The 20,412-nt window shown below is 48.0% G+C and carries 23 protein-coding genes; 9 read left to right on the forward strand and 14 right to left on the reverse strand.

Annotation, left to right across the window (positions count from 1 at the left end):
* Positions 1-129 precede the first annotated feature (129 nt).
* Positions 130-366, reverse strand: a complete 237-nt coding sequence (locus ACMHXI_RS02245) for a helix-turn-helix domain-containing protein (protein WP_115390320.1) — start codon at positions 364-366, stop codon at positions 130-132.
* A gap of 85 nt (positions 367-451) precedes the next feature.
* On the opposite strand from ACMHXI_RS02245, the gene ACMHXI_RS02250 reads away from it, so the two are divergent.
* Positions 452-1,576, forward strand: a complete 1,125-nt coding sequence (locus ACMHXI_RS02250) for a hypothetical protein (protein WP_413733893.1) — start codon at positions 452-454, stop codon at positions 1,574-1,576.
* A gap of 43 nt (positions 1,577-1,619) precedes the next feature.
* Here ACMHXI_RS02250 and ACMHXI_RS02255 read toward each other — a convergent pair whose 3' ends face one another.
* A complete protein-coding gene (locus ACMHXI_RS02255) occupies positions 1,620-1,892 on the reverse strand; it encodes a YjbQ family protein (protein ID WP_115390321.1) in 273 nt (90 codons plus the stop codon).
* 363 nt (positions 1,893-2,255) lie between these two features.
* Between ACMHXI_RS02255 and ACMHXI_RS02260 the strand changes: the two genes are divergently transcribed.
* Positions 2,256-2,534 (forward strand): peptidylprolyl isomerase, encoded by a 279-nt coding sequence (locus tag ACMHXI_RS02260; RefSeq protein ID WP_025010268.1) that lies wholly within the window; start codon positions 2,256-2,258, stop codon positions 2,532-2,534.
* Here ACMHXI_RS02260 and ACMHXI_RS02265 read toward each other — a convergent pair.
* Both ACMHXI_RS02265 and ACMHXI_RS02270 read right to left on the reverse strand, forming a co-directional pair.
* A complete protein-coding gene (locus ACMHXI_RS02265; protein WP_186298647.1) occupies positions 2,522-3,064 on the reverse strand; it encodes a class I SAM-dependent methyltransferase in 543 nt (180 codons plus the stop codon). The genes ACMHXI_RS02260 and ACMHXI_RS02265 overlap by 13 nt on opposite strands.
* Before the next feature lie 56 nt (positions 3,065-3,120).
* Complete coding sequence (locus ACMHXI_RS02270; protein WP_025887287.1) at positions 3,121-3,594, reverse strand: mechanosensitive ion channel family protein; 474 nt, start codon at positions 3,592-3,594, stop codon at positions 3,121-3,123.
* A 275-nt stretch (positions 3,595-3,869) separates the two neighbouring features.
* Between ACMHXI_RS02270 and ACMHXI_RS02275 the strand changes: the two genes are divergently transcribed.
* The 7 genes from ACMHXI_RS02275 (at position 3,870) to ACMHXI_RS02305 (ending at position 11,157) form a co-directional block, all read left to right on the forward strand.
* Complete coding sequence (locus tag ACMHXI_RS02275) at positions 3,870-5,378, forward strand: EAL domain-containing protein (RefSeq protein ID WP_186298646.1); 1,509 nt, start codon at positions 3,870-3,872, stop codon at positions 5,376-5,378.
* The gene (locus ACMHXI_RS02280; RefSeq protein WP_144437656.1) at positions 5,378-7,258 is read left to right on the forward strand and encodes a VRR-NUC domain-containing protein; all 1,881 of its coding nucleotides are present in this window, start codon (positions 5,378-5,380) and stop codon (positions 7,256-7,258) included. The genes ACMHXI_RS02275 and ACMHXI_RS02280 overlap by 1 nt, the downstream gene beginning before the upstream one ends.
* A 165-nt stretch (positions 7,259-7,423) precedes the next feature.
* Positions 7,424-7,957, forward strand: a complete 534-nt coding sequence (locus ACMHXI_RS02285) for a PepSY-associated TM helix domain-containing protein (RefSeq protein WP_371872579.1) — start codon at positions 7,424-7,426, stop codon at positions 7,955-7,957.
* A 70-nt stretch (positions 7,958-8,027) separates the two neighbouring features.
* Positions 8,028-8,561: a DUF2271 domain-containing protein gene (locus ACMHXI_RS02290; protein ID WP_025010275.1), complete on the forward strand. Its 534-nt coding sequence runs from the start codon at positions 8,028-8,030 to the stop codon at positions 8,559-8,561.
* 3 nt (positions 8,562-8,564) lie between these two features.
* On the forward strand, positions 8,565-9,389 hold the full coding sequence (locus tag ACMHXI_RS02295) for a DUF4198 domain-containing protein (RefSeq protein WP_243882086.1): 825 nt from the start codon (positions 8,565-8,567) through the stop codon (positions 9,387-9,389).
* Between the two features lie 192 nt (positions 9,390-9,581).
* Positions 9,582-10,655, forward strand: a complete 1,074-nt coding sequence (locus ACMHXI_RS02300; RefSeq protein WP_107111534.1) for a hypothetical protein — start codon at positions 9,582-9,584, stop codon at positions 10,653-10,655.
* A 190-nt stretch (positions 10,656-10,845) separates the two neighbouring features.
* Positions 10,846-11,157 (forward strand): hypothetical protein, encoded by a 312-nt coding sequence (locus tag ACMHXI_RS02305; RefSeq protein ID WP_025887295.1) that lies wholly within the window; start codon positions 10,846-10,848, stop codon positions 11,155-11,157.
* Between the two features lie 120 nt (positions 11,158-11,277).
* Here ACMHXI_RS02305 and ACMHXI_RS02310 read toward each other — a convergent pair whose 3' ends face one another.
* From ACMHXI_RS02310 to hypB, 10 genes are all read right to left on the reverse strand, one after another.
* Positions 11,278-11,610: a hypothetical protein gene (locus ACMHXI_RS02310; RefSeq protein WP_208184784.1), complete on the reverse strand. Its 333-nt coding sequence runs from the start codon at positions 11,608-11,610 to the stop codon at positions 11,278-11,280.
* Positions 11,611-12,092: 482 nt separating this feature from the next.
* Positions 12,093-12,608 carry a hypothetical protein gene (locus ACMHXI_RS02315; RefSeq protein WP_101096802.1) on the reverse strand — a complete coding sequence of 172 codons (516 nt, stop codon included), beginning with the start codon at positions 12,606-12,608 and terminating at the stop codon, positions 12,093-12,095.
* A gap of 372 nt (positions 12,609-12,980) precedes the next feature.
* On the reverse strand, positions 12,981-13,994 hold the full coding sequence (locus ACMHXI_RS02320; RefSeq protein WP_062793447.1) for a suppressor of fused domain protein: 1,014 nt from the start codon (positions 13,992-13,994) through the stop codon (positions 12,981-12,983).
* A 384-nt stretch (positions 13,995-14,378) separates the two neighbouring features.
* A complete protein-coding gene (locus ACMHXI_RS02325; RefSeq protein WP_044734545.1) occupies positions 14,379-14,822 on the reverse strand; it encodes a DUF2000 domain-containing protein in 444 nt (147 codons plus the stop codon).
* A 36-nt stretch (positions 14,823-14,858) separates the two neighbouring features.
* Positions 14,859-15,374 (reverse strand): hypothetical protein, encoded by a 516-nt coding sequence (locus tag ACMHXI_RS02330; RefSeq protein ID WP_025010283.1) that lies wholly within the window; start codon positions 15,372-15,374, stop codon positions 14,859-14,861.
* Positions 15,375-16,825: 1,451 nt separating this feature from the next.
* Positions 16,826-17,173, reverse strand: a complete 348-nt coding sequence (gene hypA, locus ACMHXI_RS02335) for a hydrogenase maturation nickel metallochaperone HypA (protein WP_039035916.1) — start codon at positions 17,171-17,173, stop codon at positions 16,826-16,828.
* Positions 17,173-18,177: a hydrogenase expression/formation protein HypE gene (gene hypE / locus ACMHXI_RS02340; RefSeq protein ID WP_096141919.1), complete on the reverse strand. Its 1,005-nt coding sequence runs from the start codon at positions 18,175-18,177 to the stop codon at positions 17,173-17,175. The genes hypA and hypE overlap by 1 nt, the downstream gene beginning before the upstream one ends.
* Positions 18,177-19,301 (reverse strand): hydrogenase formation protein HypD, encoded by a 1,125-nt coding sequence (hypD, locus tag ACMHXI_RS02345; protein ID WP_107111528.1) that lies wholly within the window; start codon positions 19,299-19,301, stop codon positions 18,177-18,179. Before hypD ends, hypE begins: the two co-directional genes overlap by 1 nt.
* Complete coding sequence (locus ACMHXI_RS02350; protein ID WP_025010286.1) at positions 19,288-19,536, reverse strand: HypC/HybG/HupF family hydrogenase formation chaperone; 249 nt, start codon at positions 19,534-19,536, stop codon at positions 19,288-19,290. The genes hypD and ACMHXI_RS02350 overlap by 14 nt, the downstream gene beginning before the upstream one ends.
* Entirely contained in the window at positions 19,536-20,393 is an 858-nt protein-coding gene (hypB, locus tag ACMHXI_RS02355; RefSeq protein WP_101058736.1) for a hydrogenase nickel incorporation protein HypB, read from the reverse strand. The genes ACMHXI_RS02350 and hypB overlap by 1 nt, the downstream gene beginning before the upstream one ends.
* Positions 20,394-20,412 lie beyond the last annotated feature (19 nt).

Below are 20,412 nucleotides of genomic sequence, written 5' to 3' on the forward strand. Positions count from 1 at the left end.
CTTCGTGAAGAGATGCGTGAGGCAAGTCGGTAAATGAAAGAATACCTTCAGATTAAACGCCGCAATGCAGATGTGTGGAAAGAGTAAATAAGTAAATCTATGCCAACTCTTTTACCACATCAGAGAGAGCTATTGAGTCTCACTGCCATCCTCTTCTCGAGGAAAAAGGTCTGAGACTTCAATACCGAGAGCATCACTAATCTGATAGATCTTGAGCAGGGTAATATTTTTTTCGCCACGTTCAATATGGCCCATGTAGCTTCTGTCTAACCCAGCTAAAGCAGCCATTGATTCCTGCGATAACCCCTTTATTTTACGCAATGTCCGCACTCTTTGACCGAATAACACTAACTTCTCGTTTCGCATTAGAACCGCTCCACTCAAAGAGTAGAACTATCACTAGATACCGCCTACAATTCCACGGGCTATAGTTCTCATTTTGGGTGGTTAGATGCATTTGGAAATTCTTACTGATGTAGAGCGTTACATTAATATTTGCAAAGAGTACTGGCAATTGAGTGACCAAGGTGTGTTTGCTTTCCATGTAAGGGAAATTGCCGACAAATACGGAATGAATGTGTACTCAGTTAGCAACTTAGTAAATAAAGATGCCTTCGTGTGGTTCGATGGGGTCTGTTGTGAGCGTTGCCTTACTCCATATCACTTTACTTCACGTAATCAGTATCTGATCCGTCTGCGATACATTAACACCATCTGTACAAATTGTTCGGAAGCTAAACGTCGGGCGTTAAATGATAAAAAAGCCGATGTAATCGAAAGATTAAGGCGAGAAGGCAAAAAGACTCAGCCAGAGATTAGTAGGCTCACTTTACAGAGCAAGATCTACCTCACCTCAGTGATACAAGCTTTTGGAAGTGAAAACTTAAACCAACTTTCGCCATTAGATGGGTACCCAACTTACACTCTTTCCCCTGACAAACGTTATGATCAAATAATTGTTCAATATCTCTTTGATGAACGAGTAATATTGGTTAGTTCAAATAGCTCATTAAAAGCTATTGATTTAAAGGGGGATGATCAGTTTACGTTGCACCTTAGTAAGTGCAAATTTGAACTACCATTCCCCACTGAAGAAATAGTAAAACTGATGAATAATTTCCGTTCAGAAGAACACCTATTACGATTCAAACAAAGCCCTGCATTTTATGAACTGTGTTTGGAAGTTCAGACACAAGAATGTTTGGCGTTTCTTAAGTATGCATTGACAGAGCATCAACTGAATTTCTCGCCAGGAAAAAAAACACATTTAGTGATCCGTGAATGCTTAAAGTACTTCAGTGTTTCTCAAATCTACAATCTCATATGGCGGGCTGTGAAAGACTCCGTGGCTTATTACATGAGGTGCAGTATTGGAAAATACCAAGCTGCCAATTCCGTTGTAGGCAATATCTCAAAGAACATGGAAAGAGCATTAGCCAATGGTTGGGAAATCTCTCCCTTTAGAAGAAATTACAAGATGCCTCAGTCGTCAATTAGTCGGCTTCTGTTTAACACAATATTAGGTACTGATGATGGCGGTTTTGATTATCCACTTTATCAGCTATTGGATAGATAGGTGTCCATATGTGTTAGATATGTACATATCTGAGTGACATGGTTTATATAACCCGTACATCGGCGCCCTCATAGGTGTGGCGAAAGTAAGGGGTATCTTCGGCCACGGCGCGATTAAACCAGGCCTCAAAATCCTGCCGCACTGTGGGATCGGCGTTTTCGTTGAGCGTCAGCGAGGCAGAGGTGTGCAGTAGTTGCAGGTGCAACAGGCCGCAACTGACGTAAGGCATATCATCGAGAGCCCTGGCAATATCATCGCTTATTAAATGAAAACCGCGCCGCTTGGCGTTTAAGGTCAGTTGTTGCTGATGCCACATAGATATTTCTTAATGCGGGTGAGACTGGCCGCCATCTGAAAGCTTGCCATTAAATCACTGCGAATTTAAAAGCCGGGCCTCTGATTTTTAGGTGAGCACCCGGCGAAACATTCTATCGTCTTTATGGGGGCTCCCCAAGATGCAAGGCGGTATTTAGCCAGCGGACAGCCCATCATTAGCTGAAGAGATAGTGGGCGATTCAATTATCAAGTTTGATGATAAAGCCTGCATCGGCGCCATGACCATCTCATTAGTGAGAGTGATGAAAGAGGGGGATTAGAGATAGTGATTGCAGATAAAACACAGATTGTTTGCTAAAATACCGGCCGCGAATTTACCCTTTAGACCCAGGAGAAACACCCCATGGCCAGAGCTTGCGCCAGACACATTTTGGTTAAAACCCGTGAAGAGGCGGAAAAACTCAAGGCCCGTATCGCCAAAGGGGAAGATTTTGGCAAGCTGGCGAAACAATACTCTCAGTGTCCTTCCAAAAAACGCGGCGGCGATCTCGGGGAGTTTGGCCCAGGGCAGATGGTTAAGGCGTTCGATCAAGTGGTGTTCAAAAAGCCAGTGCTGGAAGTGCATGGCCCGGTCAAGACCCAGTTTGGTTTTCATCTGATCCAGACGATTTATCGTAATTGAGCTAAAGCCTGCTGCGGTTTTCTGGCAAAGGCTCGATAGCACTGAGCCGGATCGCCGGCCAAAGTTCTACAGGCCGTGACTTCATCCTCCAGGTCGACAAAGTCTTCCAGCAGCTCCTGCAACTGCATGGGCGTGTGGTAACACATAGGAGTACCCAGCCCTGAGGTGAAACGTTTCTCCATGGGGGCGCAAAACTCACTCAGGTGGAACAAGCCTCCAGGCTTAAGCACGCGTTTAAGCTCCAATATGACGTCTTTTTGCGCCATTTCAGATGGCATGCAGGTTAAAACGGCGCAGCTCAGCACCACATCGAATGTTTCATCGGCAAAAGGCAATGGCAGCTGTGGCAGCTGAATTAAATTGATGTCCGGGTACAGACTGAGGCCGCGCTTTATCATGGCGGCTGAGGGATCAACCCCCAGCACCTCAGGATAGCCTAACTGTTTCAGCTGCTTGGCTATCCGGCCATAACCGCATCCAAACTCCAGTATTCTGGCATCGGGTTTCACCAAGTGGCAGAAGCGCTGCACATCGATCTACAGATTGAAATTGACCTGGTTGGCAACCTTATTCCAAAGCTGCGCAGTCATTGCTTATCCTCATCAATAATGGAAACTTTATTGTTGAGGAACAAAGAGTTGGGAACCAGATGCGTCACGCCTTCATCCTTCACCGTGATATAACGCAGGTTGAGATCCACCACAGTCCCCTTGGAGCCGGTAATATCGATTTTATTGCCCAGCTTTATTGGTTTATAGAGCACTATCATAATGCCGGCAATCAGGTTGGATATGGCGTCTTTGAGGGCAAAACCCAGCGCGAAACCAGTGAGTCCGAGTCCGGCAACCAGGGCGCCAACATCAAAGCCCAACTTGGACAAGGCCAAGACGGCACCAATAAATATCAGTACCACGCGCTGGGAGTTGGAGATCAAGCGAAACGATTCGCTTGCCGCCGAGTCAAATCGGGCGGCCACTTGTTTCAGGAAACGGTCGATAATCAGGCTGACCACCACAAATGCGGCAAACACCAGGATTGCCTGAATGACATTTTCATTCATTTTCTGCTCCGAATAATAAAGTCTTAGTCGCCGAAATTTTCGGCTTGGCGCACAAAGGCATGCCAAACTCAAAGGCGCCCAAATTAACCAAAGGTTGAGATAGAGACAAGAGTCAATCAATAAATTTCAGTGGCTTACCTAAATTGCCCAGGCCGTTTTTCCCTGCTCAGGCTGCAAAGGGTTTTGCCGCAGCGTAGGGTATTTGCTGCCTGCGTCATTGTATCTGGCGCTCTGGCTGGGTATAAGGGAAGTGACATTCTACAAGGACGATAATCATGAAGGCTGTATCCGAGAACAAACGGGTTTTGCTGCTGTTGCTGTTACCTATTGTTCTCTTGCTGTTGTCATCGGAGTTATTGCTAAGGCCAGTGACCTCAATGATAGTCAAAAATCAGTTCAAACTCATGGAAGAGTATCTTAGCCAGAGACAGCGTTCCATCAATGACATTATTCTCCATCAAGTACCTGAGTTTCATTTTGATTGTGGTCCGAAAGACGCAAAATTATTGCGGGCACCTGAAAACTACAATCGCTATTTTCGGGTGATGGGGATAAAAACCAAAACCGGCATGGGCTGCAGTTCGCTCGGCTCGGATTTACTATTGCCGGATCTTCCCAATGACACCCCCATAGGGCAGGGCTTTGGCCTAACCACCACAGGTGCCATGCATGACACCGAGCAGGAACTCTTGGTTTATTTCAGAAGTAATGGCAATACCGCTTACTGGATTTTGGACAGCAGTTGGATCCGTGAAATTATCAATCTTCCCTGCCGCGATTGTTTTTACATAGAGTTTCTGCATCATGCTCCAGGCTCCGAAGGGCTGGTATTTGAGCGCGGCAATCCCTCGGTACCCAAAGAATCCCATGTGCATTTTCTCAGTGTAATGGACACGCAGCATCAGGTGGAGCAAAAACTCTGGTTTGGAAAGAAACTCGATGATTACGCCAGAGAAAAGATCTTTGTTTACGGTTTACCCTTGAGCATTTTGCTCGGAGTGCTGCTGGCCGGGGCTTATTGGCTTTATCTGAGTTACCACAGTTCGCTCAAGAGTATGCTCCAAAGGGGAATTGCCCGGCAGGAGTTTATCCCTTTCTATCAACCCATAGTCGATATTAATCAGGGCAAAATTGTCGGTTATGAAGTCCTGGTGCGCTGGAAGAAGGGCAAGGAGTTTATTCCCCCGGCCGCCTTTGTAGAGCATGCCGAAGCCTGTGGCCTGATCATTCCCATTACCGAATCTTTGCTGCAGCAGGTACTGCAACAACTGCCGGAGCTTGAGAGCGGCACTTGGGTAAGTATCAACCTGGTGGCAGAACATCTGGAGCAGGCTCATGTCAGTCGTGTGCTGCAACAGCATAATTGGCCGGAGCCGGACAGACTTAAATTTGAGATCACCGAACGCTTGCCCATTGCCGACATTGACGCCGCCAAGCAGGAAATCGCCAGGCTGACAGAGAGGGGATACAGCTTTAAAATTGATGACTTCGGCACCGGATATGGCGGCTTTAAGTATATTCAAGCCTTGGGGATCGACAGCATCAAGATAGATAAGATGTTTACCGATACCATAGGCACCAATGATCTCAAGCGTGGTGTGCTGGATGCCATTATCGCCTTTGGTATGGAGTCAGAGCTTGAGATGATAGTCGAAGGCGTGGAGACCGCAGAGCAGGTGGAGTACCTCAAAAAGCGCGGTATATTCCTGCTGCAGGGATACTATTTCGCCCGCCCCATGCCGGTTGAACAACTGAAAACCGTGAAATCAGGCGAAGCTCCCTAATGGCAGAAACCTTAGCGGCAAAAACCTTAGCGGCAAAAACCTTAGTGAAACCGGCCACTCTTGAACTTGCAAGCGATTATTACCTGAGCAATTTTGAACTCTTGCTGGAGGGTAGCCGCCGCTATCTGGATATTTTGCCAAGCGAGCTTGCCAGGTTACGCGCGGCGTACCTTGCCTGTTCCAAGCCTTCGCGGATGTTGCTGGTGCGTCTCTTGTCCCGCAAGGGCGAGTGGTTTCGCACCGATAAGCTTAACTACCCGGAAATAGGGGGCCTGGAGCCAGCGATAAAGGGGCTTGAGCAAGCGGAGCTTATCAGCTTATCATTGCCAAATACTGAAACCTGGCTCAAAGGGGTTACCCTCACAGAGCTGCGCCGGGCGCTTCTCAAACTGCAACAGAGTCGAGCCTCGGAGGGCGAGAATAGTCTTGGGGGGCTGGTCGATATTGCGCAGCATCTAGGTAAAAGCATAAATGGTGCCTCAAAGGAGACGCTGAAACGTACCTTGCTGGCGCTCGGGCCCCAAGACTCACAGTTATTGATTGGCGAACTGAACTCTGAGCTGGGCATAGAATGGATTGAGCTTAAATGCCAGCGGCTTCTCGATGGCCTATTGCTGCTCTATTTTGGCAACCGTTATCAGGATCTGAGCCAGTTTGTGCTCAGCGATCTGGGCTTGCAGCGCTTTGAAGTCACTGTGCTGGACAAGGCCCACCGCGCCTATGACAGCTCAGAGCAGCTTAACGCCGCGTTGGCATTTGGCCATATGAGTCAGCAGATAGAAGAGGCGATACTAGCCAAACAGCCGCTGGATATTCCATTGCTGCTTGAACAGCTTAATGCCATTTCAGCGATGCCCGAGGCTAACCCCTTACTCGAGCGGCGCCGGCAAAAACTACTGACTCTGATAGGCCGCGAAGCCGAAAGGCAAGGGCAAACTACTCTTGCCATCAGTGTCTATTCGCAGTGCGAACATTGGCTAGCAAGGGAACGCCTGTGCCGCTGCCTGGAAAAACAGGCTCAGTGGCGGGCTCTGACTCATGCGCTGCTGCACCTTTGCGACCTTGCCGGTAATGAGAGTCAGTGGCAAATCATAGAACGTATTGGCAAACGCCTGCTTAAAAAATTGCCAAATGGCAAAGACAGCAAGTTTGCCTCACCATCAGGCCATAGTGAAGCGCCTGATTCCTTGGCGCTTGATTCTTTGATGTTAAGACTGCCAGAGCTGAATGAAAATGTACCGGGTAGACTGAGTGTGCCGCCAGCGATAGCTCTGCAACTCACACCCAATGGTGAGCGAGTTGAATTGCGTGTCGCTGCGCACTTTGAAGCGCTCGGTTACCGGGCGTTTTTTCTCGAGAATGCCTTGCTTTGTGGCCTCTTTGGGCTCGCCTTTTGGGACATTATTTTTGCCCCTGTTAAGGCGGTATTCGATAACCCATTTCAGCGCAGCCCACGGGATATGTTCACCGAGGAGTTTGTCAGTCGGCGTCAAGAGGCCATCACGGCGCGTCTTGATGAAATCGCTCGGGAGCCTGGCGCTGTTATTTGGCGCCATTTTGAGCAAAAGCAAGGACTGGCAAATGATTGGGTTTACTGGGAAAACCTGCCGCAACAGGCGCTGGAACTGACGCTGGCGGCACTTTCCGGCGCCAGGCTCGCTCAGGTATTTGAACGTATGCTTGGCGATCTCAAGCATTACCGCAGTGGCCATCCGGATCTTGTGTTATTTGACGCCGAAGGGCGCATCAGTTGGCTTGAAGTCAAAGGCCCGGGCGATAAGTTGGCCGATCACCAAATATACTGGCTCAACTTCCTCAGTGACTTGGGAGAGGCCCGGGTTTGCTATGTCGACTGGGCAACGTCCGGCAAGTGTAAATAAGGTAAATAGCATTAAGGCAAGAATGATTGTTATTTAGTATTGGCCAATAACAGTCAATTAACAGGCAGCCCACTGGCGGCCTGCGCTATGTGGAAACCTTAATTGAAGTTCAGAGTCAGCAAGTCATCGCTCCATTTCGCCCGCGTCGTTCATATCTATGTTTCCATGGCACTGCTGCTGTTGATGCTGTTCTTTGCCTTTACCGGTATCACTCTCAATCATCCGGATTGGTTTATCCGCCAGGGCGGAGAAAGCCTGGCATCGGAAGAAGCCCTGCCGGGATTTTTGTTGCCGGTGAATAGTGAAGACCCGGATTGGCGCGAAGCCACTGCGCATTGGCTCAGTAGCCACTGGGGAGTGGATGGTCACAGTGCCGAGTTCAGTGAAGATGAAGTGGCGCTGGTGCACAAGGGGCCGGGGCGCTATCAGAGCATTACCCTGGATCTGCTGGACGGGAAAGCCTATGTCGAGCAGATAGATTATGGTCTTATCGCAGTACTCAATGATCTGCATAAGGGGCGTAACAGCGGCACCCTGTGGGTCTGGCTGCTGGATCTTTGTTCAATTCTCATCATCCTGTTTTCCCTGACCGGTGCTTTCCTGCTGTTGCCTCAGAGCCGTAGATTGAAAAAATCCTTACTGGCCATGGTCGGTGTCAGCAGTGCCTGTGCCCTTATCTATCTGCTGTTTGTTCCCTGAGTTCAAAGTGACAGACGGCAAAGCATGAATTAGTACCCCCTACCTTTGGTGTGTTGTGAATGGAGAATGTATGAGTGGCAAACCTTTGAAAACCAGATTGTCTCTGTCCTTGGCGGTATTACTGAGTAGCAGCTTAACCCTGGGGCAGGCCCAAGCCGATTCGCTGGAGATTAATCTGACACTGCCGGAAATCACCACGGGCCAATACCACAGGCCTTACACAGCCGTGTGGGTGGAAGATGCCAAAGGGCAGAGCGTGCGAACTTTGAGCCTTTGGGTTATGCAGGAAGGCGAGGGGTACAAGTGGCTGAAAGACATTCGTCGCTGGTGGCGCAAGGCCGGGCGGGATGACATGAACTTTGTCGATGCCATTGCGTCGGCAACACGGCCTGCGGGCAAGTATCCCATCAGCTGGGACCTCAAAGATGACCAAGGGGGCCAGGTTGCCAACGGCAAATATACCTTGCTGGTGGAAGTGGTACGAGAGCACGGTGGCCGGGATTTGGTACGACACAAATTTCAGCTCGACGGCAAGCCTTTCAAAGCTGAAATAGCGCCCACCATAGAAACCGGCACGATTAGCCTTCAATACCTAGTGGAGTAAAAGATGATGAAAACAAGCAAACTCTTGTTGGCCCTGGGGGCCTGTCTGTTGGCACAAACGGCGCAGGCCCATGACAGATTTATACTGCCCAGCCAGTTTAATGTCTCTGCCGATCCCGGCAAAGGTGTGTGGATCACTTCAGATGTCAGCGCCAGTAACGAAGTCTTCCTGTTTGACAAACCTTTTGGCTCTGAAGATGTGCAAATCGTTACTCCGTCCGGCACCAAGGAGCGACCATCCTCGAGCTATCGCGGCAGCCGTAAGTCTGTGTTTGACTATCGCCTGACCGAAGACGGCACCTACAGATTCGAGAAAGAGACCCAGCCAAGATATATGTCGCGCTATAAGCTCAAGGGCCAGCAAGACAGCGTCCGTAGCCGTACTGACAAGCAAACCACCAAGGCGATGATGCCCAAAGGGGCGTACGATCTCGAAGGGGCGCTGTATTTCTCACGGGTCGAGTCCTATGTCACCCTCAACAAGCCAAGTGACAAGGCTTTTGAAGTGAAAGGGGAATACCTGGAACTCAAACCCTTGACCCATCCGGCTGACATAGTCGAGCAGGAACCCACTGAGCTGCAATTCTATTTCCAGGGTAAAGTGATTGCCGGTGTGGAAGTTGCGATTGTGAAGGAAGGCACGCTTTACCGTAACCAGAAACAGGAATTGACGCTGACCTCAGACAAAGAAGGCAAGGTGAGTTTTGAACTGCCCAGCGCCGGCCGCTATATGTTGCATGCATCATTCGAGCAACCTAACGCCGACACTCGTCTTGCGGATAAGACAGTCAGTGAAATTTTCCTCACTTTCGAGGCCGGTCTGCAATAACCTAAATAGTTCGAAGCAGGCACTTTCAAGTCCTATCACCTTGTGAGTGCCTGTCAGCACGGGGAGTTAAGCGCAAGCGTGCGCCGCTTGCTCGGGTTCGCATTTTGCTTGAATGCCAGGTGCAGGCCATTGCTTTTCATCGAATCATCCCCTAGGCTGCCAGCTTTCGATCATCAGGATAAGGAAACAGGGATGGCAGTCAAAACCTTTGTTTATGCTTCTGCGTTGTTAATGGCCAGCACCTGCGCCTATGCCAGTCAAGATGGCATGACCAAGCAAGAGAGCAGGCTTATGGCCGGTGTATGGCAGGGCACTTTGGGAAAGACGCAGATCCGCGCCTGCATTAACGAATATGGCGATTCAGGTAGCTATTATTATTTGAAATACTTGACGCCTATCAGCCTGGAATTCAAAGACAACCATTTCCAGGAGCAAGATGACAGCGGTCGTTGGCGACTCTCTCTTCAAGATGATCAGTTACAGGGCACTTGGTATCTGGCGCAAAGGGATAAAACCTTACCTATCAGCCTCAGCCGAGTCACTGCCGCCGATGGCGCAACAGACTGCAGCAGCGAAGCCTATAATCAGGCCTTGGAAACCCGGCCCCAAATAAAGCGCGGTGCCTGGCAAAGTTTCAACAACGCCTTGGAATTTCGTGAGCTTACCTACGGTGGTGAGATGGGGCTTGAACTTCGGGGCGCGCAAGCCGGGCTGAATAAAATCAATCATTGGCTTAAACAACGCCTTACCAGCGTTGAGTTGCTTGAACTCTATTACGAAACTCGCAGAGACTTTCTCGGGCGCATGGGCACAGCTTTCAGCGACGAAACCGCTGTAGAGCTGAGTTTTGCTAACGACACCTGGCTCAGTGTCAGATTCTACCGTTGGGCCGCAGGGCATGGCGCCAGCGGAATATCGATTAACTTTACCAATTTTGATCTTAATACAGGTGAGCGTTTTCACCCTTGGCAATGGTTTTACGATACTGACCCCGATAAGCAGACACATCAGTTGCCATCTGGGCTGCAGGCCAAATGGTTCCCAACTGGTGCACAAGAGGAAGATCCCGAGTTCGATTGTGGTAGTACAGAATATGGTGCAAAGGGCTATTACCACTTAACTCTGGAAACCCAGGATGGGCTGGATGGGCTCAGATTCTGGGAATATCCTCGCGGTAATGGCTGCGAAAATGAATTCTTTTTACCTTTGAGTGACGTGGCGCCTTATCTCAATCAAACTGGTCGCCAGCAACTGGGATTGAAGTAACTGCGTGAGTCAACGCATAATTTCTCTTATGTTTTTTTCAGGTATTGTTCAGATCAGCTTTTCCATAGGCGGGTAAACTGTGCTGAGGTTTAACGTCGTCACTCACCTTGACTCTCACCATAGGGATAGATAAAAAATAGTAAAGGTTTACGGGTAGGGAAGCCATTTCATCGAAAACAAGGAGAGTGTGATGCAAGGATTAAAGGGATTTTTATTATCTTCTCTGTTGGCATTGCTGGTGGGTTGCAGTTGGGCTGCCTTGGCGGGCATTGTTGGATTACTCCTGTTGCCTTCTATGTTTCCATCCAAGGGTTGGTTGGATCTGACCTATATGGTGGTGGGGACTATTTTAATGCTACAAGCACTGATAGCCGGTTGCTGGGCAGGTTGGCTGAGGGGGAGTGGTGTACTGATTAGGCACACTCTTGCCAAAGATTCGTTCTGGAAAACCAATCTATTTAGTGCCGGAGCGATATTATTGTTGTTCCTGGTGTTGCATTAGAAGAGGTTAGAATCTCAGCAGCAATAGGTTGGCTTGATAGGATAGCTAGTAAGTACAGCCTTTGACTTGATTTATCTTTATTAACTTACTGTTACGGCCAAAGAAACCCTGAATGAAGGGTTATTGCCAGACGCAAGTATCGTCCAACTGGGATTCAGGGTCCATGTTGAATTCATAAACCTTATTTTTATTTTTCGGTTTATATTCAAAACGGTAAAAATTTGCCCCTTGAACAACAATGGTATAGTTTCCAGATGTTATTCCATCGATCTTTTCCAGGTATTTATAGGTATATTCATAGGGTCTCCCTTCGGTGATTTCTATGCCTTCAAGACTCGTTTGCTCAAGCTTGATGACATCTGAGCTATTTTTATACCAAACCAGGGACTCTTTACTCTCTTCATCGCTAAAGGAAAAAGCCAAGTATATTGGATGGGGTTCATCTTGAGACACGAAGCAATACCAATCAGCGGCATGTGCTTTGGTACAGGGAGTCGATATAAGGAGCATAAAAGGAACTAGCAGCTTCAGACCTTTAGGGAGGCCATTGCACTTGCTCGCTGGAGCTCTATACTTGTTGTTCATGTTGAGTTCGTTTCCAAGATAGATCTAATTGAGCCAAATAAACAATGGCTCTCTGCTTACTGATATGAACGCGCCTCTTTGACAATTGTCTAATGAGAAAATATTTGCGCCGCAGCCGGCATGTTCAAATCGATGAATATAGCTTGCATCTGCTCAAAATCTATATCCAGGTTACTGTTTTTTATATCATCAAGAGCTGCAAGGTAGAGGCTTTCATAGTCTTCATCTTCCAGGTAGTTTTCAGAGATATATTCCCAATACTCTTGATCATAAAGAATTGCTATATCAAAATCATCAGTGTAGAAGTATTTAGCTGCAGGAGGAACATTTTCGAAGCACTCTTGATATAACTAATCATGGTCGGACGTTCCTGGTAGCTTGCAATTTACATTCAACATTTCTAGCAGGTACTTTATCAAGTAAATTTGAGTTGCATCTGTGCTGGATTCACCAAAAGAATCTGAGTTTATGATCTGATCTAGCGCTTGCTCCAAGATCTCATCAGTTACAGTAAAATGCTGAGTGATAAATTCGAGATACTCTTTCTGATTATTTCGGCAGCCCATAAGTAGGAACAAGTTGTGATCTAGCGGAAATTTATTCTCAACGAGTTTTTTGAAAACATAAAAACTGTTCTCATACTGTATTATTGTGAATATCCCTTCAGGGAAATCAACTTTGAGCTGTTCAGGGTGGAATTTATTCAGGAATGCTCCAATGCAGTCTTCCTTTAAATAATGTTCTATATCACTCATCAATAGTTGAAGAAAGATAACCTTCTTTTCTTCATTGTTTTTAAACGGGTAGTTGTTTAGTAAATACTCAAAGTCAGCTAGTACTTGCGTGGAAATAACATCGTACCACATGTCATCATAGCTATAGCACTTTAATTTATCAGCTTCTTTCTGATAGCGTTAATTAATTGTTCGTTATTCATGGTTTTTCTTTATGATATATGGATAGTGAAATATAGCAGCATCTTTAACTTGGCAACTATTGGTGGCAATGCTAAATTATTCTAACTTTGGATTTCAATGATACAGTCATCTGTGCTTCTGCAAGCGCCTCGGGGCTCAAGGCTCAAGCTTCATTCGCAGTAGGTACACTGACAACAAGCACAGGCTGTTAATAAGGTGTCCTCAATGTATCTCAATGAGAACACCTTAATTACTTTCAGTGCGGGTAGCTGGGCTGTTAACCGACTTGTGTCAAGAGTCAAATAAAGCCAGAGCTACCTATTACCACACTTCAATTCTAGTTGATATCCCGGCTTCGCCATCAGCTACAATGTCGATACTTTCCGGTATAAAACTATCTGCTTGATAATTCGGTGAGGCCGAGTAGTTACTTATGTTTCCTTGCTGGGCCAGCTCCATGACCTGTTGATCGAACACTTTTTTGCTCAGTGAGGCCGTCTTTGGTAGATAGACCACATTCATTGGGTCGTCCTGACCACCAAACTCCAATGGGAAGAGATAGGTTTTTCGTAACATACCTTGAGCTGCGAGCTCTTCTGCCTGTTCTCGATTGTCTATGTCCGAGTAGTTAATGGAAGCGGGATTTAACACCGAAGGTCTGTTAATGACACTGACTTGCTTATCGTTCGATGCAAGGAGTTTGGCTAACAGCTTGTCTCGACCGTTTTTCATTGACCAGGCCATCTCATCGTCAGTAATCACAGTCGCTATCAGTAGTTGGCCTTCACCATTAGGTAATGTGAAGCTACCTGGCAGCGGACTGTGTGCCTGGGTAATAAGTACATTGACGTAATCGCCGTCTCCCACCATGACATCTTCAATAGTTAGGCCGTTGTACTTTTTGACTCTTCCCAAAAGGTCTGCATCGTTAAGCATTTCCGCATTGACGGCCCATTGCAACAAACCTAGTGGCCAATCTGCCTCGCCTTGGGTAATTACTATAATTTCGTATCCATAACCCGGCCGCTCAGGATAGACAGGAACTGTTTCTTTTTTTGTCAGAGTCAGCTCAATGTTACCATCTGTTTGATTAATGTTTTGGGGCAAGTACTGGGTTGGCATATCCGGGTTGGTTAAACCAAAAGTGGTGTAAAGCCATAGGTCGTCACCCAATTCGCTGGCTTTAGACTTAAACAAGCCACCACCTGGCCATACACCTGTCATATGACCCAGTTTAAGGATCTCATCTGGGAACAGACCGAATTTCTTTTCGAATACAGCCGTTCTAGCGTCATATACGTTATCCCATAATATCTCTTGGTTTACTTCTGTCACTATATTACCTCCTTTTAATAAATTTTGACTTCATTTGTTATCGAAAATATCAGTCCAAAAAATGTATCTTATTATCTTTTACTTTTATATGTTCAAATAGATGTTTATATTTAACCTGCCGTCTTAATTTGAACATCTATTTGCAATCGATCACTATCAAAAATAGCTCAATAGGGTTGTGGGGGATTATCTCTTAGATGCAATACTAAACTTAGAAAAAATATATTGCTGTATTGTTTTCTATGCTCTCGCTTGCGGCCTCATATAGGGCAATCAAAACACAGTATTCCCGATAAAAGTTGCCCTCATTGTCGGCTAATTCATTGATTTTATCTGCCTCGGAATCTGAAGATTGTAGTATAGCGCTCCATATCTGCGGTCCTACTATTTGAATAAACTGAACTTACCGGTAAACTCTTTAAGCACAGTCGTATCACCGAACATACAAATACCAAAGTATTCCAGATCTTGCTCGGATGTTTCAGCCGTTGCTTTTACCTGCTCGGCGGATGTTCCTACTATCATGGTGTTTGTAAAGTCAGTGAATGGGATATTTCGTTGCAGGAGTTCTTCACGGACTTTTCTGATCTTGTTCGAATTGTCAGCCTTAAGAACGATAAATGGATAATGGGATATTGATGGATGAATACCTTCTTCCTTATCCCGATATTGCAGAAAACAGAGTCTGTCTAAGTCATTTACTTCAGCGACCAGTCCGGCTGTCATATGACCCAGCGCATTGTACAGGCGCCCCATATCAACTTTTTTATTTAGTACGGCGACAAATCGTTTTGTGTTTTCATCTGGTAGAGAGGTGAAATCAATCATGAAGTTTCCTGGTTTTTAAGGGAGGTATCTAGCTTGTTATCCGGAAATAGCTTTAAATTTTTGGGAAAGGTCAGCTGCCTCTGCCTTTATACGAAAATCTGCAAAGTAAATAACCATTGGATGAGGGTCCTTTAGCATTTCATTGACCTTAGCCTTACCTAGTTTACGATGAAGAACACCTATGACACGCAATAGCGGATGTTCAGATTTAATACAATCATGAGCGGATAGGCTCAATGACTCGAAACATATAATTTTGAAGTCATAACTGCTGAATTCACCTGCTTCATATAAACTCCCCACAGTTCTTTCTAAGCCATCTACTGATTTATGTTTCAGGCAATCTGTTGGGGTTAACTCATGAAAATATGCCCCTTGTTCCGACCAAGACTCATAATCAGTAAGACTTATGCCTTGCTTGCCATCAATGACAACCCAACTTCGAGCAACTTCACCTTGTCGTCGATAAGAAGTTGTAAATATTTCAATTCTGCCTTTGATGGATTCAGCAAAATTTTCTTCAACTCGCTTTTTAAGTTTTGACCATTGCATAATTTCTACTTTTGGCAGTTGAAAGGTGTATACGCGCTTTAAATATATTGTTTGCTAATTCAGTAAATAACGGTTTTAAGGTGTTGACTATATACTCAAAACTATTCCTTAATAGCAATAAATATAATGATTCCCTATGCAAGCAAGTGTCAGTTGCCGTGTTTCTTACGGATGAATTGAGTCAGAGCCATACTATTTGTTGACCCAATAGGCGAACAATTATAGGAGGCCGACATGTCTAAAGCTAACACGCTTATTATTGGGTTGGACGTGCATAAGTAAATCAATGACGTGACTAGGGTTTTGACTAGTCTACCGAAGTTGTGCAACTACTACGGTACTTTGCTCACTAACACTCGAGCTTTCGGTAAATTAAATCATATCAACGCCCTGTTAAGGAGTAAGCAACGTAATACCGATACCGCCGCATTCCATCCTAATCACTAAAATCAACGCATAGTAGAAATGGCATGCTTGGCGAATCCAGCTTGAGCTTTGCTATACGATTTCACCCACTATGTAGCACTATGATATACCGAACAACTTATCTAGTCCGATAGGAAACGCCCACCCAATTATTGCGCCGATTATCTCACCAACCGTTAATCCCAATAGCTTCATAATATTGTACACATACGTATTCGATTCTCGGAGGAGTGTAAGTTTGCATTGTTACAGTTTGGCCAGAATCCTGACACTAAACGTACATGTACGATTTTAGGCCTAAAATATACTAATTATTTAACACATCTACCTTTATAGCTTTTAATTTGATACTACAGAAATGACGCGCAAAATCTATTTATTCGAATCTTGTAACTTATTTCCGTGCTTATCCATTTCGCATTTACATTTAGGGCATACCCAACCGCCCCATATAAGTTGTTGGAAGTTATCAGGAATTCTTATCGAAGGCATCTGAGTGCTACAATCAGGACAATTTACCTGATTAAGATTAACTAGTTTTTTTATTTTCATGTCTCCTCCATATTTAAACAAGTAGTACTCGGCCATGAAGCCGTTCACACGCTAGAATCACAGGCGAGGAATGAGTTTAATCGCGTAGATTAAGGGCGTCGCGTCTGCGCTTAAATAACTATCTGCTATAAAGTTTCCGCCATAGCTACCGCACGGGCACGAAACTGACTTCGTCCCTGAATTTGCCTGAAGGCGAAATGATGCCAGCCATCCCTGTATTGGCTGTTTTTATAACTAATTGAATTATCATTAGAATAACCAAGTTGGCTTGGCGAAACAAGCCGCAAGTGCAGCCATGGTTTAGAAATGAGACTCTAAAGGCTTTTACTGACGGTAAGACAGTAATGGGGAAGGAGTGATGAAAAGGCCAAAGATATATGGCCAAAGGCATTACCGAACGCGATAGCCTTTGGCCCTAAGTTTTACAGCGTGTAGCTCAACACAGATAGCGGCGCCGCTTTGCCTGGGCTGGATTAATCTGTGATTAACTCGAGTTGCATCAATAGCATATCTTCACCGTCTATGACCCGGGTATCCTGGCTGTGGCAGTGGGGGCAGATGACGGTGCGTTCCTCAGGGGTACTTTGCTGCCGGCACTGATTGCAGGAGAGCGTCAGCGGCGCTATGTCGATATCGAGCACGGCATCGTGGCAGACGCTGTGCTCACGAAAGGTGTTGAAGGCGGTGCGAACCAACTCAGGCTCGACGCCGCTCATGGCGCCTATCTTGATGGCGACCCGGGCAATGCCCTTGGCGCCGTGCTCGGCGGCGAGTTGCTGGCACTGCTCCATCAGGGCGCTGACGATAGAATACTCGTGCATCAACAGATCCTCGGCAACAGCTCGCCCTGTGGCAGATCCAAATAGCGGCGACTGCCCCAGGCCGATTCCAGTACCACTTTACCCGGATGTTGTTCGCCTACTTCGCCTATGATGCAGGCCTGGTCGCAATGACCGAAGCGGCGCATGATTTCGACCGCGCCTTCGGCGAGTTCGCGGGGCAGGGCGACGACAAAGCTGCCTTCGTTGGCGAGATCCCAGGGCTCAAAACCGTAGAGTTCACAGACGCCGCGTACCTCATCACAGACGGGAATGGCGGTTTCTCTGAGGGTAATGCCCTTGTTAGAGGCCTTGGCCCACTCGTTGAGCACGGCCGACAAGCCGCCGCGGGTGGCGTCACGCATGGCGTGGATCTCCAGATTGGCGGCGATCAGTTGCTCCACCACATTCCAGAGCACGGCGCAGTCGGAGCTGAGTTCAGACTCCAGCTCCAGCCCTTCACGGGCACTCAGGATGGCGGCGCCGTGACGCCCTATGTCCCGCGAAAGCAAGATGGCATCGCCGTTTCTTAGCGCATGAGCCGAAATGCCCGGCTTGAGAATGCGGCCTACCCCTGAGGTATTGATGAAAATGCCGTCGGCGCAGCCTTTGGGCACTACCTTGGTATCGCCGCAGACGATGCGGGCTCCGCATTGAGACAGGGCATCGGCCATGCTGGCGACTATCTGTTTCAGACGGCTGATTTCAAAGCCTTCTTCTATGATAAAACCGCAGCTTAAATATTGCGGCTCGGCGCCCATCATAGCTAAGTCGTTGACTGTGCCGGCAATGGCCAGCTTGCCGATGTCGCCGCCTTTGAAGAACAGCGGCGCTACGGTAAATGAGTCTGTGGTAAAGGCGCAATCGCCGCCAAGAGGTAGACAGGCGGCGTCTTCTTCGCGTCTGAGAATGGGGTTGTCGAAGGCATCGAAAAACAGCTTGTTGATAAGCTCGGCCATTTCCCGGCCACCGCCGCCATGGCTCAGTTGTACTCGTTTATCGGACATCAGTTTACTCCGGCATATCTGTAATAGGCATTGCAGGCGCCTTCAGAGCTGACCATGCAACTGCCGAGCGGTGTTTGTGGGGTGCAGCCGCGGCCAAATACTTTGCAATCCTTGGGATTGGCCATGCCGCGCAGAATATCGCCGCATTGGCAGGCCTTGTGATCGTCTATCTGTTTCACCGGCAAGCGCTCGGCAAAGCGTTGTTCGGCATCCCTGTGACTGTATTCGGGTTTCAGCATCAGTGCCGAGTCGGCAATGGGCCCAAGGCCGCGCCAACGAAAACTGGGGCGAACCTTAAAAAATTGCGCTACCTTTTGCTGCGCCAATAGATTGCCCTGTTCGCTGACGGCGCGTTGATACTGGTTTTCCAGTTCACAGCGGCCGCTGACTTTCTGTTTGACCAGCGCGAGAATGGATTGCATGACATCCACAGGCTCGAAGCCCGAGACCACCACAGGGGTGTGATAACGCTCCACCGCCGGACGATAGATGCGGGCGCCGCTGATAACGCTGACGTGGGCCGGGCCGATAAAGGCGTTGACCTTGGCCTCGGGGTGGCTCATTACCGCATCTATTGCCGGTGGTACCAGCACATGGTTGATATGAAACAAGAGGTTACTAAGACCCTTGGCTTCGGCTTGCTCCAGTAGTACCGCCGTCATCGGCGTGGAGGTTTCAAAGCCGATGGCAAAATAGACTATGGTCTTGTCCGGGTTTTCTGCGGCGATTTTCAGCGCATCGAGCGGAGCGTAGACGGCGCGGATATCATGGCCTTCGGCGCGCACCGAGGCGAGTGAACCCTTGGAGCCGGGAACCCGGATCATATCGCCCAGGGTCACCAGGATCACATCATCGAGGCGGGCGAGGGCGGCGGCCTGATCTATCCTCTCCTTGGGCATGACACATACCGGGCAACCCGGGCCATGAATGAAATGGATATTTTCCGGCAGCAGCTGCAGCAGGCCATATTTCATTATGGTGTGGGTGTGGCCGCCGCAGACCTCCATGATATTAAGCGGCTCAGCCAGCTTGGGAGCCAGCGCGGCGATTTCCTCGGCCAGATTACGGATCGTGGCCGGGCAGCGAAAGCCGTCGTACAGTTGCCTGAGTTCAAGCTCTGCCATCTTCCGCCTCCAGTTTGGCCGCTATCTCACGGTACAGCGCCAGGCTCTCGGCGGCAGATTCGGCATCTATCTTGTTCATCACAAAGCCGATATGGATAAGCACATAGTCACCAATGGCAAGCGGTTCATCCAACAGATGACAGCTCACAGTGCGTTTAACCCCCAGGGTTTCCACGGTAACGCTCTGGCTTTCGGGGTGCAGCTCCACTACCTGGGATGGGATAGACAAACACATCAGCAAGCCTCCGAAGTGCGCTCGGCAAAGGCGGCGAGCTGCTTATCCAGCCACAGGGCGACCCGGGTCAAACTGGCGGGATCTTTGGTAGAGACTTCCAATACCTCGGCCTTGGGGTTGAGTTTACTCACCTGGGCGCGGGCCTCGGCGACATCAAAGTCAAAGTAGGGCAGCAGATCGCACTTGGTCAGCAGCACCAGATCGGCGCGGTGGAACATCACAGGATATTTTTCAATCTTGTCGTCGCCCTCGGGGATGGAAACCAGCACAATATTTTTGTGGGTGCCGACATCATAACTGGCCGGGCACACCAGGTTGCCGACGTTCTCGACAAAGCAGATATCCATGTTGTCGAGCGCTTGCTGGTGCAGGGCACCGTGCACCATAAAGGCATCCAGGTGGCAGGCGCTGCCGGTTTGGATCTGAATCGCTTCTATGCCCTTGGCCTTGAGGCGGTCGGCATCCCGCGAGGTTTCCAGATCGCCCTCAATGACGCAGTATTTTTTGTCTGTATAGGCACCAAGATGCTCCAGCAGGCTGGTTTTGCCACTGCCGGGGCTACTCATGATATTGAAGGCCATCACCCCGTGGGATTCGAAGTGTTCACGGTTGTGCTGAGCTTCGATGTCGTTTTTGTCGAGGATCTTGTGGATCACCGACAGTGTCTTGCTGTCGTTCAGCTGTGGGTTGGTGTGTGCTGTGCCTTGGCTGTGAGAATGGCTGTGAGAGTGCTCATGGGAATGGCCATGAGAGTGACTGTGACCGTGCTTGTGATCGTGACTGTGAGAATGACCATGCTCGTGAGAATGATGCCCGCCGTTGCCCCTGGGCAGTGAACATCCGCAATCTTTACACATAATGAACTCCCTTTGGTTC

The organism is Shewanella sp. BJSY2023SW005, assembly GCF_047314585.1.
Lineage (GTDB): Bacteria > Pseudomonadota > Gammaproteobacteria > Enterobacterales > Shewanellaceae > Shewanella > Shewanella algae.